At 41.6% G+C, this 16,846-nt stretch carries 11 protein-coding genes; 7 read left to right on the top strand and 4 right to left on the bottom strand.

Features of this window, described 5'->3' with window-relative positions:
• Window positions 1-8 precede the first annotated feature (8 nt).
• Window positions 9-1,316, top strand: coding sequence for a 3-deoxy-D-manno-octulosonic acid transferase (locus F975_RS02730; RefSeq protein ID WP_004749977.1), 1,308 nt, complete (start codon window positions 9-11; stop codon window positions 1,314-1,316).
• Entirely contained in the window at window positions 1,313-2,017 is a 705-nt protein-coding gene (locus F975_RS02725) for a 16S rRNA (uracil(1498)-N(3))-methyltransferase (protein WP_004749976.1), read from the top strand. The genes F975_RS02730 and F975_RS02725 overlap by 4 nt, the downstream gene beginning before the upstream one ends.
• On the opposite strand, the gene F975_RS02720 is transcribed toward F975_RS02725, so the two are convergent.
• Window positions 2,006-2,965 carry a mechanosensitive ion channel family protein gene (locus tag F975_RS02720; RefSeq protein ID WP_416201879.1) on the bottom strand — a complete coding sequence of 320 codons (960 nt, stop codon included), beginning with the start codon at window positions 2,963-2,965 and terminating at the stop codon, window positions 2,006-2,008. The two genes, F975_RS02725 and F975_RS02720, sit on opposite strands and share 12 nt — an antisense overlap.
• Complete coding sequence (locus tag F975_RS02715) at window positions 2,916-3,794, bottom strand: DUF805 domain-containing protein (protein ID WP_228127402.1); 879 nt, start codon at window positions 3,792-3,794, stop codon at window positions 2,916-2,918. Before F975_RS02715 ends, F975_RS02720 begins: the two co-directional genes overlap by 50 nt.
• A 20-nt stretch (window positions 3,795-3,814) precedes the next feature.
• On the opposite strand from F975_RS02715, the gene acs reads away from it, so the two are divergent.
• The gene (gene acs, locus F975_RS02710; RefSeq protein WP_004749973.1) at window positions 3,815-5,764 is read left to right on the top strand and encodes an acetate--CoA ligase; all 1,950 of its coding nucleotides are present in this window, start codon (window positions 3,815-3,817) and stop codon (window positions 5,762-5,764) included.
• Between the two features lie 361 nt (window positions 5,765-6,125).
• The gene (locus F975_RS02705) at window positions 6,126-6,776 is read left to right on the top strand and encodes a response regulator (RefSeq protein ID WP_004749972.1); all 651 of its coding nucleotides are present in this window, start codon (window positions 6,126-6,128) and stop codon (window positions 6,774-6,776) included.
• 59 nt (window positions 6,777-6,835) lie between these two features.
• Here F975_RS02705 and F975_RS02700 read toward each other — a convergent pair whose 3' ends face one another.
• Entirely contained in the window at window positions 6,836-10,324 is a 3,489-nt protein-coding gene (locus F975_RS02700) for a hybrid sensor histidine kinase/response regulator (RefSeq protein ID WP_004749971.1), read from the bottom strand.
• 184 nt (window positions 10,325-10,508) lie between these two features.
• Here F975_RS02700 and F975_RS02695 point away from each other — a divergent pair, with 184 nt between their 5' ends.
• The 3 genes from F975_RS02695 (at window position 10,509) to guaA (ending at window position 14,298) form a co-directional block, all read left to right on the top strand.
• The gene (locus tag F975_RS02695) at window positions 10,509-10,865 is read left to right on the top strand and encodes a DUF485 domain-containing protein (RefSeq protein ID WP_004749970.1); all 357 of its coding nucleotides are present in this window, start codon (window positions 10,509-10,511) and stop codon (window positions 10,863-10,865) included.
• A 10-nt stretch (window positions 10,866-10,875) separates the two neighbouring features.
• Complete coding sequence (locus F975_RS02690) at window positions 10,876-12,591, top strand: cation acetate symporter (RefSeq protein ID WP_004749969.1); 1,716 nt, start codon at window positions 10,876-10,878, stop codon at window positions 12,589-12,591.
• Window positions 12,592-12,729: 138 nt separating this feature from the next.
• Window positions 12,730-14,298 carry a glutamine-hydrolyzing GMP synthase gene (gene guaA / locus F975_RS02685; RefSeq protein ID WP_004749968.1) on the top strand — a complete coding sequence of 523 codons (1,569 nt, stop codon included), beginning with the start codon at window positions 12,730-12,732 and terminating at the stop codon, window positions 14,296-14,298.
• 45 nt (window positions 14,299-14,343) lie between these two features.
• Here guaA and F975_RS02680 read toward each other — a convergent pair whose 3' ends face one another.
• Entirely contained in the window at window positions 14,344-16,779 is a 2,436-nt protein-coding gene (locus F975_RS02680; protein WP_004749967.1) for an AAA family ATPase, read from the bottom strand.
• Between the last annotated feature and the right edge of the window lie 67 nt (window positions 16,780-16,846).

Raw genomic sequence — 16,846 nt, 5'->3', positions numbered from 1 at the left:
AGATTTGGATGATCCAGCCCGTTCCTTTTTTCAAAACTCCCTTTTGGTACAATTGGCTTTTGGCATGTATTAAGCCAATTTATCGTTGGCGTTTAAACAAACGCTCAGGGCATCTTGCCGATTTTCAAGATGAGCTAACGGAACGTTTTGGCCCTTTTCAACCCCCGAAAAACCGTCAGGTGATCTGGTTTCATGCAGTTTCTGTGGGTGAAACCAATGCTGCACAACCTTTGATTGAGCATTATTTACAGCAAGGTCAGGCTGTTTTGATCACCAATACCACTCGCACAGGTCAGGCACGGGCAAAAGCCTTGTTTGCACAGCATTATCCTGAAATGTTTCAAGCCGTATTTTTACCAGTCGATCAGCAACCATTATTGGATGCTTTTATTGATTGCTACCAACCGAAAATTGTACTACTCATGGAAACTGAGTTGTGGCCAAATCTGCTGCAATGTGTGACACAGCGTGGGATTCCACAGCTTTTGCTGAATGCTCGTCTGTCTGAAAAATCTGCCAAAGGCTATGCCAAATTTAAACGCCTGACGTATCCGATGCTCAGTCAGTTAAACTGGATTGCAGTACAGGATCAGGCCACCTTGCAGCGTTTCGCCGATTTAGGGAAATCTGTGAATGAGATGAGTGTGGTGGGTAATGTTAAATTTGACATTACTGCACCTGACTGGGTCGTGACAAAAGCAGCACAGCTCAAACAAGATTGGCAGTTAAGTCACCGCAAAATTATGGTACTTGCCAGTACTCATGCCCCTGAAGAACTGCAACTGTTAACTGAACTGAAAGCAGCATTACAGGCAGACCAAAATTTACTGTGTATTGTTGTCCCTCGCCACCCTGAGCGTTTTGATGAAGTTTTTCAGATTACGCAGCAATTGGGTCTGAATACCAAGCGTCGTAGTTTACAACAGAGTGTTGATGCCAATACACAAGTCTATCTGGCAGATAGTATGGGCGAGTTATGGTTATGGTATGCCTTGAGTCAGGTGGCCTATGTTGGTGGTTCGCTGAATGAACCTGGGGGCGGGCATAATATCTTGGAACCTGTGGCACTGGGCGTTGCAACGGTATTGGGTAAAAATTATTTTAATTTCCAAGTGATCGTGGATGAGTTTGTAAAACAAGATGCGGTCAACATTGTACAGGATGCGCTGCAAGCACAGCGGCAACTCCTTGCTCTGCTCGAAAATACTGAACAACGCCACCACATGCTGCAACATGCCACCACAATTTTGCACAGTAACCAAGGTTCGGTGCTGCGTCATATCCAGCTGATTGATCAGTTCTTGGCAAGCGTATGAATCTGGTGTTATTGGCTCAGCCGCCTGAAAATGATGTTTGGGTAATTCGTGAACCTCGTCAGTTACAGCATTTGCAGCAACATCTGGATCTCAAAGTAGGTGATCCGCTCAAGGTCGGGATTCGGCAGGGTAAACGCTACCTGACTGAAGTACAATCGGTTTCAGCAGAACAGATACTGGTCAAACCTGTACAGGAATTGGCAATTCCTGAAAAATTACCCGTAACGTTAATTATGGCTTTGCCCCGTCCGAAGGTGTTGCGTCGTCTAGTGATGGACTGTGTGACTTTGGGTGTGGAAAAGTTGGTACTTATCCATAGTTATCGTGTTGATAAAAGTTACTGGCAAACGCCATTTTTACAGCAACTGGATGATTACGTTACACTGGGCCTAGAGCAAGCGGGGGATACGATGGCGCCTAAAATTGAACTATATCGCCGTTTCAAACCGTTCGTGGAAGATGTCTTGGCACAGTGGACAACGGCAGAGCGTCCAAGTTTTGTGGCACATCCTTATGCCCAGCAGGGTATGTCTAGATTACAGGCACAGCATTGTCAGCTTTTGATTGGGCCAGAAGGTGGCTTTATTCCTTATGAGATTGATTTACTCGAAAAAAACGGTTGCCAAAGTTTTAGCTTAGGCAACCGGATTTTAAGAACAGAAACGGCAGTCTCGTATATTTTGGGGCGTTTAACTGCCTGATGCCTTTACGGCAATTTCATCGGTATGTGGCTCGGCACGATGAACTTTGACTTCACGGATTGGGTATGGAATCGAAATTTGCTGTTCTTCAAAAGCCAACATGACATGTTCCTGAATTTCACTGGCTGATGCAGCAATCGTGGTTTCTGTGGTATCTACCCACCAGCGTACTGTCAGGTTCACCGAGAAATCTGCTAAAGCCGTGACATTCACCGAAAATGCTGGTTGGCTTAAGACATTACGGTTCTCATCCAGAATTTTTAAAATAATCTCTTTGGCTTTTTTAACATCATCTTCATAACCAATGCCGACCATAAACTCACAGCGGCGGCGCTGATAGGCTGTATTGACGGTAATCGCGCTAGTATACACCGTGGCATTTGGAATCACGATGCGGCGACCATCATAAGAACGTAAAAAAGTGGCACGAATCTGAATATCTTCAACGGTTCCTTCCAGACCATTACAGATAATGTCATCACCAATACGGAAAGGTTCGCTGAGCAAAATTAAAAGCCCAGACAGCAGGTTCTGAAAAATATCTTTAAATGCAAAACCGATGGCGACCGAACCAATTCCCAAAGCACTCATCAGTTGTCCAGGAGTGAAGCCAGGAATTGAAATCACGAGCGCAATCAGGAAACCAAAGAACAAGATCGCAGATGTACCGACTCGGTTGAGTACTAAAACCAGATTTTGGCGCGTATAAGAACGATTTTCCAGCGTTTTACGAACAAAGAATTTAAACAGTTTGGTCAATAACCAGAAAATGATAAACACCACAATCGCAATACAGATATAAGGAACACGTTCCCAGAAACTGTCCATGATCTTGTCGATGGTCGTATAAGCATCATGGTACTTGCTGCTATGTTCTAATACCGTTTGCGTGGTTTTTTTACCTGCTTCTTGTAGCAGTTGAGTGGTATCTTGCGCCACATTTTGTATGGTTGAGGATTGATGCTCTGCCACGTTGATTTGTTCCAAACTTCAAAGCGCTATATTCTGCCTTAAAAAGTATAAAGTTGAGTAAAGAAACGTAGAGCAATCTTAGAAATATTGCATACCCATGTTTCATGATTTGATGTGGGCTGTCCAGTTCACCTGTACCCATCATATAGGAAATACGCATACTGCTTGTGGCAAGGCTAATCAGAAATAACAGGATCATCAGCCATGCACAGAGTTTCTCCCAAAAAGCAGTGTGAGGAACTATCCCATAATTGTTTGCATGAGGTGTTCCTCGTACCAACACCAGATACAGGCTAAACAGGAGATTGAGCATCGGAATGAGGAGTAATAGACTCATCCAACCGCTTTGATTCAGGTCATGTAAACGCCGAATCATAAAGATAATTATGAGATAACTATATAACAAGAATAAAATGAATCCACCAGACAACATGAAAAATGAAGGCTGTGGTAGATGGGATGTGCGGAGCATCATCGTATTCCAGTTGATCAAATGCATTCCTTGTGCTGCCACAGAAAGCATGCCAATAAACAGGAAATGCAAAAATCCAAAACGGGCAATATAGCTAAGACGACCAAGCCGACCTTCACAAGACAAAAGTGTGTGAGCATGCGGGGGAGTGGCCTTACCAAAAAAAGACGCTGGATTTTGAGATGGCATATGGTCTTTCCCTAGAATAAAGTCATGTACAAAAATTATACGATACTGGAGTGCCTTGTGTTGAAATATTGTACTTAAATAAATTTCTATGGTGGAAAAATAACAAACAAAAACAACATGCATTTCATGATGAAACTGCGCCATATACTCAAGGAAGTCAGTCTATGCAAGAAATTTATCCCGTTCCCGAAGAATTCAAAAAAACTGCGCGGACGTTGGAGCACGAATACTTTCAGCGCTACCAACAATCGATTGATGATCCAGATCATTTTTGGGCAGAGCAGGCTCGGCATATCGACTGGATCAAGCCATTTACACAAGTCAAAAATACCAGTTATGACCCTGAGCATTTTAAAATCGAGTGGTTTGCCGATGGTCAGCTCAATGTCTGTGCCAATTGTTTAGACCGACATTTAAAAGAACACCCACATAAACCTGCCATTATCTGGGAGGGAGATCATCCTTCCCGACATAAAATTATTTCTTATAAAGAGTTGTATAGCGAAGTCTGCCGTTTTGCCAATGCCTTGAAAAAATATGGTATTTCCAAGGGCGATCGGGTGATTTTGTATATGCCGATGGTCAGTGAAGCTACCATTGCCATGTTGGCCTGCGCGAGAATTGGCGCGGTGCATTGCGTGGTATTTGGCGGTTTTTCTCCCGATGCACTAGCGAGCCGAATTGAAGATAGTCAAGCCAAAATGGTGATTACTGCCGATGCAGGTATGCGAGGAGGCAAGCTGTTACCACTCAAACAAAATGTCGATCTAGCCTTGGAACAATCAGGTACAGCAACAGTTGAGCATGTGATTGTGGTACATCGTACAGGCAATCCCATCAATTTTTACCCTGAACGCGACTTGTGGTATCACATGCTGCAAATGGAGGTTGATGAAATTTGCCCGCCTGAGCCGATGCAGGCTGAAGACCCGCTGTTTATTTTGTATACCTCTGGTTCGACAGGCAAGCCTAAAGGCGTACTGCATACAACAGGTGGTTATCTGGTCTATGCCGTGACCACGTTTCGAGAAGTTTTTGATTTAAAACAAGATGATGTTTACTGGTGTACCGCTGATATTGGCTGGATTACGGGGCATTCTTACGCTGTTTATGCACCACTGGCAACAGGCACAACCACATTGATGTTTGAGGGAATTCCACAATACCCAACATGGGCACGCATCGGGCATATTATTGATAAACATAAAGTCACCATTTTATATACAGCCCCTACCGCGATTCGCGCCATGATGCGTGAAGGCGATGCCTATGTGCGGGAAAGTAACCGTAGCACCTTACGCTTGCTGGCAACCGCAGGCGAACCGATTAATCCTGAAGCATGGCACTGGTTTTATAATGTTGTGGGTGAGGAGCGCTGCCCAATTTTAGATACATGGTGGCAAACTGAGACAGGTGGCATGATGATAACTCCTTTGCCTGGTGCAACCGCATTGAAACCGGGTTCGGCGACCCGTCCATTTTATGGCGTTCAGCCGGCATTACTGGATGCTGAAGGTCGTGAAATACAGGGCATAGGTGAAGGTAATCTGGTGATTAAGGATTCATGGCCGGGGCAAATGCGCAGTATTTGGGGTAATCAGCAGCATTTTGTAGAAACCTATTTCTTGACCTATAAAGGCTATTATTTTACAGGAGATGGTGCGCGCCGTGATGAAGACGGTTACTACTGGATTACGGGGCGGGTCGATGATGTCTTGAATGTATCGGGGCATCGTTTGGGAACTGCTGAAATTGAGAGTGCACTGGTTGCACATGAAGCAGTTGCAGAAGCTGCCGTGGTGGGAATGCCACATGAGGTTAAAGGACAGGGAATTTGTGCTTTTGTCACCTTACAAGCTGATTATGTCGAGTCAGAGCAATTACGGGAAGCCTTGGTTCGATGGGTACGTAAGGTCTTGGGGCCGATTGCAACGCCTGATGCTATTTATTGGGCGAGTGCTTTGCCAAAAACTCGTTCAGGCAAAATTATGCGACGGATTTTGCGTAAAATTGTGATGGGCGAACTCGATAGCCTAGGAGATACGTCTACGCTTGCAGATCCGCAGGTAGTCGAGCAATTAATTGTAACTGTGATCGAGAAACCGCAAAAATAGCCAATTTTTGAGGCGAAATAGCGAATATAGCTTAAATAAATGCCACTTTGATGTGGCATTGAGAGCTTTTGTTTATCAGGCCACGATGAATGGAAAATAAATAAAAGATGTGCAGACTATGTAAACATCTTTTTGATTTATCTATAAAAATGCAGTATGTTAGCATTGTGCTTAAGAAAAATAACCTGATCTTTAGATCATCATATATTGTTAATTTTTTTTGAGCAGATAGTAAAAAATGCAGAAACCTATCGAATCACACAACAAAGTTGGTAAAAATTCGGTAATATTTGTATACATACATAAAGTTGTAGCATAGAGTGGAAGGCTAGGCTACGCCAAATATATAGCCAAATTGCTTATGAATATACTAATCGTTGATGATCATCCTCTGTTTCGTCACGCACTGATTCAAGCAGTGCGTTATAGCTTTCCGCAAGCTCAAATTCATGAAACAGCAGCGGTAAACGAGTTTTACGCACGCCTTGAAAATGGAACTGAACCAGATCTTGTCCTATTGGACTTAAACTTGCCAGGCGCATCGGGTTTTTCTGCACTGGTACACGTTCGTGCTCAATATCCATCCATTCCGATTATTGTGGTTTCAGCACATGAAGAAGCCAGTATTATTCAGCGTGCAATTGCACATGGAGCAATGGGCTACATTCCAAAATCGGCTCACCCAAGTCATATTGGTGAGGCCATTCGCCAAGTGCTTGAAGGTGAAATCTGGTTACCACCCAATCTACCTGCCAACATCAGTTTTGACCCGCGTGCGGCAGATGAAACTGCATTGGCAGAGCGAATTCAGTCATTAACCCCACAACAGTTCCGTGTCTTGATGATGGTTGCTGAAGGACTGCTGAATAAACAGATTGCTTATGAGCTTGATGTTTCTGAAGCGACTATTAAGGCGCATGTCACTGCGATTTTTAGAAAACTGGGGGTACAAAACCGTACTCAGGCAGTGTTAGCCATCAGTGCATTGAATATTGATGAAAAGAAAATCTAATTTTTACAGCATATTCCACCCAATTAAAAACACCCTCAATTGAGGGTGTTTTTTTATGCTTAACTCGGAATTTTTAAGCCCGATAACCATGCGCGCATTGATGCAGGTTTGAGTGGTTTTTTCAGCAACATAATGTTCAGTTGTTTTAAACGTTCTGGCAGTTCTGGATCGGAGTCTGCGGTAATGAGGGCGACAGGAGTATTGTCCTGACGATACTGCAAAATAAAGTCTAAACCACGTTGTTCCTGATTTAAATGTTGGTCAATTAGCCAGATCTGGATATTTTCCTGTTCAATCAGGCGTTTTGCTTCCTCAGGTTCACGTGCTTTAAAGACCTGATGTCCCCATTTACTGAGTAAGGTGTTCATCCCTTCCAAAATGTTTTCATCATTATCCAAACACAAAATTTTGTAGGTGTTGTTTCTGAGTGGCATCATCTGGATGGGCGCAGCAGTAATTTTCGGTGCAGCGACGATAGGGGCTTCAATCATGAAGCATGAACCACGCTGCAACTCCGAATAAACATGCACGGGGTAATTCAGCAAACTGGTCATACGTTGTACGATCGCAAGCCCTAACCCCAAGCCTTGCTCGCCCCACGGTGAGGTATGTCCACAGCGTTCAAATTCCTGAAACAGTTTAATACGCTGCTCTTCAGCAATCCCAGGTCCTGTATCCCAAACGCCAATTCGAATATGTTGCGGTTGTGATGCTGACCGTAAAACGCCCACCACAATGCGCCCTTTGGCGGTGTAACGTAGCGCGTTACTGACAAAGTTCTGAATAATGCGACGAATCCATTGTGGATCGGTATCAATCCAGAACTGAGCATCATGAACATGAAACTCAATTCCACGCTGCGCTGCGATGGATTTAAACTGTAGTTTTAAATCGCTTAACAAATCATGTAATGGATAGGCTTGACGTTTTGGCTGAATAGTACCGCCTTCTAAACGGGCAATATCCAAAAGTGCAGACAGCATACTTTCCGCACCATGTAAGGCGCGATCCAGTTGCTGCAATGTTTGGCGATCTTCGTCGGACTGGATGCTTTGCTCAAGGGCGGTACTAAACAGGCGCGCTGCATGCATCGGTTGCAACAGGTCATGACTGGCAGCGGCAATAAAGCGGCTTTTTGACATATTGGCAGTATCGGCTTGTTCACGCGCGAGCTGTTGTTCTTCTAGGGCATTTGCCAATTGTTGGGTACGTTCTTTGACCCGCGCTTCAAGTGCGGCTTCATTTTCACGGAAAGCGGTAATATCAGCAAAAGTTGTAACAAAACCACCGCCTTCAATTGGATTACCACGCATCTGAATGACACGCCCATCTTTACGAATGCGTTCAAATTCATGCGCGCTACCCACTTTCATCCAGTGAATCCGCTTTCGGACATGTTCTTCAATCGAACCCGGGCCACATTCACCCCGTTCGGCATTGTAACGGATCAGGTCGGAAATCGGGCAGCCAACATAAACCAGATCTTTTGGATAATCAAAAAGTTTTAGATACTGGTTGTTCCATGCGACCAGACACATGTTGTCATCGACCACACTCACCCCTTGGGTCATATGGTCAATCATGGTCATGAGTAAGTTTTGGTTAAAGCGCTGCCACTGCGAAGCCTGATCGAGAATATTGGCAACCTGTGCTATGCCTAAACCGTTATTGGCAAGTGCAGTCGTGAGTAGGGTACGTGCCGAGGCTGCGCCGATCGTCCCTGCCAGATATTGCTCGGTAAAACGCCACCACATGCCGTTGGCAACGCTATTGGTATTGAGCACCAAATAATTCTGATCACAAAATTGTTGAAAAGCATGGGTGGTTGGTCCTTCGCCTGTAATTCGTTTTGCCAGAGCCATAAGGTCACTGACTTTTAAGCGCGGGCTATCGGGATGGAAGTAGCCCATTTCATGATTGGAGTTTTGAGAAGGTAAAGGCTTGGTTTCATAGTAAAAGAAACTTTCAGCCTGAATCTGTTCTGCAACACTTGGGCGGTAGGCCTTGGAAATCCAGATATATAAAATCGTATTCAGTCCTAACGACCAGATTACGCCATGCGTGAGAGGGGCGAGTGATTCAAAACCAAATAAAGCTTCAGGACGCAAGCCATTAATACCAAATAAACCACCATGTAAAACCTGAAAACTGAGCTCGGCATATTCGCGTGGTAGGCTGCGTAAAATAGTTGGAAAGAGCAGTGTGTATGCCCACATTAAAAAGCCAACCAGCAAGCCTGCATACACGCCTTGCTGACTGCCACCACGCCAGTACAAGCCTCCGATGAGCGCAGGTGCAAACTGGGCAACAGCACTAAATGCCAATAAGCCAAAAACAGAAAGCTGATTAATATCATTGAAGAAATGGAAAAATAAAAAGCCCATCAGCATGACGGCTACAATACAAATACGGCGTGTGGTTTTAAGCACCAGTGGTAAACGGCGATCATGACGCGATAGCATGTTGAAACGCCATAATGCAGGCATAATCAGGTCATTACTCAGCATAATCGATAAAGCCACTGATGAAACCAGTAACATACCTGTTGATGCAGAAAAGCCGCCAAGAAAGGCCAAAATGGTTAACCATTCATGGTTATAGCTCATTGGCAGGCTGAGTACCGCCAGATCTGGAATTTTGAGTAAATTGGGGTTGGCATGCAATGCCCAGCTGGCAATTGGAAAAATGGTCAGCGTGGTCAGAATCAAATAGAGTGAAAACCATTTGCGCGCACCGCGAATATGTTTTTCATCACGCAGTTCAACAACAGCGACATGAAATTGTCGCGGCAAGCAAATAATCGCAAGTCCAGCCAGTAAAGTTTGTACCCAAAAAGTATCAGGAACGCCAGCCATTTGTACTTCATGGTATTGTTCTTGGATATCACGACTGATTTGTGCAATGTTACTTGGCTGATCGGCGATAAAGAAAATTGCAACACAAACTAACGCAAACAGTTTTACAAATGATTCAAAAGCCACTGCCAGCATTAAACCACCATGCTGTTCAGTATTTGCCATTTGGCGTGTTCCAAAGACCATTGAGAGCATGGCTAAAATTGCAGTGAGCACCAATACGGTATTGGTTGTTAAGTGTAAATCATTGTTTTCTGGTAATATTACTGAAATGCTAAGCGCAATTGCACGGAGTTGCAATGCCAAATAAGGTACAATCGCAACGACTGCCAGGACTGTGACTAAAGAGGCTAACGTCCCACTTTTACCATAACGGGCTGCGATAAAATCGGCAATTGACGCAATCGCATGATGCTGGCGCACTCGTCCAATCCTGCGCCAAATATCATAACCTAGCCAAATAAATAACAGGGGACCGAGATAAATCGGTAGGAAAATGATACCCTGGCGGACAGCTGCACCCGTTGCCCCGTAAAATGTCCATGAAGAGCAATACACACCGAGGGTTAGACTAAAGAGTAACATGCGACCACGTGCATTTAGCCGGCTTGCATATTTCTCTCCAAAGAAAGCACAGACAAATAAAATCAGAATGTAAAGGGTTAATACCCCAATGATTACCCAGTTATTCATATTGATGGCTTATTAAAAATCTGTTGTTATGATACCTGAAGGTCGTGCCTGAACAAAAATTCTGCTTAAAAATTTAGCGACCAAAGTCTAACTGACTAAAAGCCTTAAATATTGATACCGTTAGAACACAGAAAAAACAATTAAAAATTGCGACCAAGGCTGGTTGTACACACGGAGTAATGCTATGGATGAGGTTCAAGTAGAACGAATTCTACAAAATCCAAAATTCAAAGAAATGGTTAGCCGCAAAAGTAAGTTAAGTTGGACATTAACCATCATCATGTTGGTGATCTATGTTAGCTTCATGCTTCTTGTCGGTTACAACAAAGAATTCTTAATGAGTTCTTTTAGTGGAGGCGTAACGACTTGGGGAATTCCTCTCGGGCTCGGTATCATTGTCTTGTCTTTTGTTTTATGTGGTGTGTATTCGTACATCGCCAACAATACATTTGACCAGTTGAGTGCAGAAGCAATGAAAGAAGTTGAAGCGATCACGCATCAAAAAACTTCTGCTTCACAATCAAATGCAAATCAAGGATGAGGATCAGCGGATGAATTGGACTTCTCTAAAAACTAAAGCTCTGCTTGCATCAACAGCACTTTGTTCAACTGTTGCGATGGCAAGCCCAGATCTTGGTGCAACTGAACAACAGGCAACCAACTGGCACGCGATTATCATGTTCGTGATTTTTGTTGGTTTAACTTTGTTCATTACCAAATGGGCGGCTAAACAAACTACAAGTACCAAAGACTTCTATACCGCAGGTGGTGGTATCAGTGGTTTCCAAAATGGCTTGGCCATTGCGGGTGACTACATGTCGGCTGCATCGTTCCTCGGTATTTCGGCACTGGTGTTTAGTTCAGGTTTTGACGGTTTGCTGTACTCACTTGGTTTTATGGTGGGCTGGCCAGTTGTATTGTTCTTGATTGCTGAACGTTTACGTAACTTGGGTAAATATAACCTGTCTGACGTTGTATCTTTCCGCTTGGAAGAAAAACCAGTACGTACACTTGCTGCATTTAGTTCGTTGGTTGTTGTTGCGTTCTATTTGATTGCACAAATGGTAGGTGCAGGTCAGTTGATCAAACTTCTATTCGGTTTGAACTATAACATTGCAGTTGTTGTCGTTGGTTTACTGATGATGGCTTATGTAATCTTCGGCGGCATGTTGGCAACAACTTGGGTACAGATTATTAAAGCGGTCATGTTACTGAGCGGTGCAACCTTCATGGCGTTCATGGTAATGAACTCTGTCGGTTTCAGTTTCAGCGAAATGTTCACTAAATCTATCCAAGTATTTGGTGAAGTCCGTCATATCAGCTTCAGCGATGCATCTAAAATCATGGGGCCTGGTAAACTTGCAGCAAACCCGATTGATGCACTGTCTCTTGGCTTGGCATTGATGTTTGGTACAGCAGGTCTGCCACATATCTTGATGCGTTTCTTCACAGTAAAAGACGCGAAAGAAGCACGTAAGTCAGTGGTTGTTGCAACAGGTTTTATTGGTTACTTCTACCTATTAACCTTCATTATCGGTTTTGGTGCGATCTTATTCGTATCGAACAACCCTCAATTCCTTGATGCTGCAAAAATGGCAATGACTGGCAAACTGGAATTGATTGGCGGTAACAACATGGCAGCTGTGCATCTTAGTGATGCTGTAGGTGGCGATATGTTCATGGGCTTTATTTCAGCAGTAGCATTCGCAACGATTCTTGCGGTTGTTGCAGGCTTGACCTTGTCAGGTGCATCTGCAATTTCTCATGACTTGTATGCAAACGTGTTCAAAAAAGGTCAAACAACACCTGAATCTGAACTTCGTATGTCAAAAATTGCAACACTTGGTCTTGCAATCTTTGCGATGATCTTAGGTGTCCTGTTTGAAAAACAAAACGTTGCATTCATGGTAGGTTTAGCATTCTCTGTTGCTTCTTGTGCAAACTTCCCAGTGCTTGTATTGTCAATGTTCTGGAGAGGTTTAACCACTCGTGGTGCGGTAATTGGTGGCGTTGTTGGCTTAGCAACAGCAGTGATTATGATTGTATTGTCTAAAGCAGTTTGGGTAGATACGCTTAAAATCTCTGAGTCTCCAGTTAACCCATTGAATGGTCCAGCAATCATTGCAATGCCATTATCGTTCATCTGCTGCTGGTTCTTCTCAATTACTGATAACTCAGCGCGTGCACAAAAAGAACGTAAAGCATTCGATGCTCAGTATGTTCGCTCAATGACAGGGATTGGCGCATCAGGTGCATCTGATCACTAATCTTTGAATCGATAAAAAAAGCTCCGTCAGGGGCTTTTTTTTATGCTTAATGAATAAACATATTAGACAATGTGCTTCATACAGAAAAACTGCTAGAATAACGCGCCTATCTTCTTTAGCTATCTATAGTTGTTTCTCATGACTACCAATACCCAAATTACTGAAGATCGTATCCTGATTCTGGATTTCGGTTCGCAATATAGCCAATTGATTGCACGTCGTGTACGTGAAGCAGGCGTATATTCTGAAATGTATGCGTTTGATATGTCTGAGGAAGACATTCGTGCATTTAAACCAAACGGCATTATCTTGTCAGGTGGTCCTGAAAGTGTGCATGAAGAAGGTAGTCCACGTGCACCGCAAGTTGTGTTCGAACTTGGCGTACCTGTTCTTGGTATCTGCTATGGTTTACAAACCATGTCTGAGCAGCTTGGTGGTAAAGTTGAACCAGGTACTGTGCATGAATTTGGTTATGCCGAAGTCGATATTTTGGTACGTGACCAACTGATTGGTAAATTACAAGACAAAGAAAACCAACTTCATGTTTGGATGAGTCATGGCGATAAAGTCAGCCAGATTCCAGAAGGTTTTGTGGTAACTGCAAGCACACCAAGCTGTCCATTTGCTGCGGTGAGCGATGAAAACCGTCGCTTCTACGGTGTACAGTTCCACCCAGAAGTCACACATACTGCAAAAGGTGCAGAACTTCTCGCTAACTTTGTGCATAAAATCTGTGGTTGCCGTGGTCTTTGGACACCAGAACATATCATTGACTTGCGTGTAGAACAGCTTCGCGCACAAATCGGTGATGAAAAGGTTCTTCTTGGTTTGTCAGGTGGTGTGGATTCATCTGTTGTGGCTGCACTTTTACATAAAGCCATTGGTGATCAGTTAACTTGCGTATTTGTAGACAATGGCTTGCTTCGTTTAAACGAAGGTGAACAAGTCATGCAAATGTTTGCAGACAACATGGGAATTCGTGTCATCCGTGCCGATGCAGAAGAGCGCTTCTTGACGGCTTTGGCGGGTGAAGTTGATCCTGAGAAAAAACGTAAAATCATTGGTCGCGAGTTCATTGAAGTTTTTGCCGAAGAAGCACGTAGACTCGATGGTGTGAAATTCTTGGCACAAGGTACAATTTACCCAGACGTGATTGAATCTGCTGCAAGCAAACAAGGCAAAGCACATGTGATTAAATCACACCACAACGTGGGCGGCTTACCAGAAGATTTAGCTTTTGACTTGGTTGAGCCATTACGTGACTTGTTTAAAGACGAAGTGCGTAAACTGGGTACAACTTTAGGCTTGCCACATAGCATGATTTACCGTCATCCATTCCCAGGTCCAGGTTTGGGTGTGCGTATTTTAGGTGAAGTGAAGAAAGAATATGCTGATATTCTTCGCCTTGCCGATGATATTTTCATGCAAGAACTTCGCGACAGTGGCTGGTACGACAAAACTGCTCAAGCATTTGCCGTGTTCCAACCTGTAAAATCTGTTGGTGTGGTTGGTGATGGTCGTCGTTATGCATGGGTGATTGCACTTCGTGCTGTTGAAACAGTTGATTTCATGACAGCGCGTTTTGCTCACTTGCCGTATGAGTTGGTTGATAAAATCTCAACGCGTATTATGAATGAAATTAAAGATGTATCACGTGTTGTGTATGACGTGTCATCTAAACCACCTGCAACTATTGAATGGGAATAATTTTCCACATAGTTGCTAGGAGAAAGGACGCGTAAGCGTCCTTTTTTATGTAGTCAGTTTTATATAGAGTGGGTCTAGAGTAGTGGAGTTGATCCCAATGCTTTTTAAGAATCCTTCGTATTGCTTTGGGTTTAATTCAACAATTTTTTTGAGAATAGCAAAAGAGGCTTTATACATTTCAGGTTGTTCTAATGGGGTAAATGATCTTTCAAATATTCCAGATAAGTGGGAGTATTCATTATTAATCCTATCTGTAAGTGTAAATGCTAGATGTTCACCCCAAAGGGATTTGAGCTTTTCGGTATCAGTGTTGGAAAATCCATCAGGATAATGAAAGTTAGAATATAACTCCAAAAATTTTCTCGCATTATTGGGAAAGTTGTAAAAGAGATTGTAGTTTTGGTCGCTAATATTTTCTTCATTTGCACAAAGATATAGTTGTTGAAATAGAAAGTTAAGTTCTGAAAAATAGTTTTTCATATAGTTTGGCATTTGGAAGATAGAGGACGAGTTAAAATTTCTTTTAATTATAAAAAATTGTATATCTCCCCATTTTCTACCATTGAGTCGTTTTAGGTATTTTAAAAACTCTAAATTATGTGTTGATATAAATAGTTGACCAAATTTCTGATTAGATACTATTTTGTCCTCAATTAGTGAAAAAATAAAGAAAATATGATTGTTATCAAGACTAGAAATCGGATCATCAATCCAAAGAATAGGTTCTTTATTTTGATCCAAATCATCTTGAATTTTTGCTAAGAAATAGCAGAAGGCAATCAAGCTTTGTTCACCTTCACTTAAGTTATGAGCTTTTATTTTGTTTCCATTTTGATTTCTTTGAATTTCAAATTTAAATGATTTTCCATTTATGGAATCTGTTTCTATCGCTTCAAGGCTTAGACATTGATGTCCAAAATCATGCTGTAAAATTGCATTAATGCGTTTACAAGCTTCGTCCTCAGATTTTAATTTAGCTTCTTCTTCTTTAATTTGGCTTTCAATCAAACTCTTTCTAGTATTTAGTGCTTCGAGCTGATGCTCTAAAGGCTCAATTGCTTGAAAAGCTGTGTCTATATCTGCTTTTAATTTGGTGTAATTAATGTTTTGTATAAATTGATAAACATGATTGAGGCGTAGTTCATTCTTAGCCTCTTTTTGTTTGGTAGTTAGTTCGCTGTTAAGTTGAATACAATCCAGTCTAATTTGAGAAATTTTATTGAGGACAGCTTTAATTTCGTCTGAATGATCATCAGGATATTCCACTTCTAGCTCAGTAAATAGCTTTCCATTTTTTTGTTCTAATAAAATCTTAAGTTGTTCAATGGATGATTTTTGCTTATCTAGGGCTGCTTGTAGATCTATATTAAGTTGAAAAAGATTGGTGTGATATTGTTGATAATAATGATTAACATCAAAGCTGATTTTAAAATTTTCACCATTTAATAAACCAGTTAAATGTTCAATGCCCTTTGAAATACGATTTCGAAGATTTTGAGTTTCTAGGTCAAAATGATTTCTTAATTCTTCTCGTCTGTTCTCTGATATTTCATTATTACAAAATGCACAAGTAGTTCGATCACTATGTAGTTGATGACCCGTTTGTACCCATATATTTAAAGCATTATTATTCACTAATTCTCCAATCTTTTTAGAGCCACCAACTATTGTTTTTAAGATTTCAGTTGTAGATTGAATAAGTGAAGTAAAATTTAAAGTATAGGTTGAAACTTCGGGGGGATTATCTAATTCTTTTTGAGTTATTATGGTTCTGTTTTCTACTATTTGATCATCAGTTAATGCGTTAAAGGTACTATCTTGAACTGAGGCTATATCCTGATTGAGCTTAGTGATAGTGTAATTAATCTCACCAAATATAGAGTATTGGTTCTTTATAGAGTCAGAATTTTTTGTTGCCTTATCAGTTAGTAGTTTGTCGAGTTCACGCTTTTTAGTTCCATGTTCTATTGTAGCGTTTTTTAGCTCATTTGCCTTATTTTGAATATCTAGAAAAGTACCAGTTTTAGTATTTTCTTCATTTGTTCCAAGTTCATGCTTTAATTCTTGAATACGATCTAAAATTGGCTGATTCTCATCACCTAAAGCTACTGAAAAAGATTCAATATTTTCATTTTCATTATGAAGAAATTTTAGATTTTCTTTCAAAAAATCAGAATTATAAACATGAATTGGATGTCCGAAGTTAGAGAGAGTAGATTGGGTAATTAGACTTTCATCATTTAACTCAATTTTAAAATCGGGATTTTCATATTTTTCAGGTAAAGCCTGTTTCTCTAAAGATCGAATGATTTTCGAAAGGCTAGTTTTTCCTGAATAGTTACGTCCGTAAAAGATATTGATATCTTTAAAGTTGTAAATTTCAGTGTTGTTTTTATGTTGATAACTTAGATTTGAATCCCAATTAAAATTTTTAAAAATCCCAAAGTTTTGAATTTCTTTTATATTTTTAATTTTTTGCATTATTCTACTCTTATGTAGTTAATTTTTACTGATTATAAAGTAAGGATGTTTTTTATACAAAAAAGCC

This window comes from Acinetobacter brisouisimilis (genome assembly GCF_000368265.1).
Classification (GTDB): domain Bacteria; phylum Pseudomonadota; class Gammaproteobacteria; order Pseudomonadales; family Moraxellaceae; genus Acinetobacter.
This window is presented reverse-complemented; position numbering and strand designations above follow the sequence as displayed.

Excerpts from the sequence above, each read along its gene's own strand:
- F975_RS02690 (WP_004749969.1), top strand. The coding sequence starts at position 10,876 with ATGAATTGGACTTCTCTAAAAACTAAAGCTCTGCTTGCATCAACAGCA.
- F975_RS02715 (WP_228127402.1), bottom strand. The coding sequence starts at position 3,794 with ATGGCGCAGTTTCATCATGAAATGCATGTTGTTTTTGTTTGTTATTTT.
- F975_RS02730 (WP_004749977.1), top strand. The coding sequence starts at position 9 with ATGATCCAGCCCGTTCCTTTTTTCAAAACTCCCTTTTGGTACAATTGG.
- guaA (WP_004749968.1), top strand. The coding sequence starts at position 12,730 with ATGACTACCAATACCCAAATTACTGAAGATCGTATCCTGATTCTGGAT.
- F975_RS02705 (WP_004749972.1), top strand. The coding sequence starts at position 6,126 with ATGAATATACTAATCGTTGATGATCATCCTCTGTTTCGTCACGCACTG.
- F975_RS02680 (WP_004749967.1), bottom strand. The coding sequence starts at position 16,779 with ATGCAAAAAATTAAAAATATAAAAGAAATTCAAAACTTTGGGATTTTT.
- acs (WP_004749973.1), top strand. The coding sequence starts at position 3,815 with ATGCAAGAAATTTATCCCGTTCCCGAAGAATTCAAAAAAACTGCGCGG.
- F975_RS02725 (WP_004749976.1), top strand. The coding sequence starts at position 1,313 with ATGAATCTGGTGTTATTGGCTCAGCCGCCTGAAAATGATGTTTGGGTA.
- F975_RS02700 (WP_004749971.1), bottom strand. The coding sequence starts at position 10,324 with ATGAATAACTGGGTAATCATTGGGGTATTAACCCTTTACATTCTGATT.
- F975_RS02695 (WP_004749970.1), top strand. The coding sequence starts at position 10,509 with ATGGATGAGGTTCAAGTAGAACGAATTCTACAAAATCCAAAATTCAAA.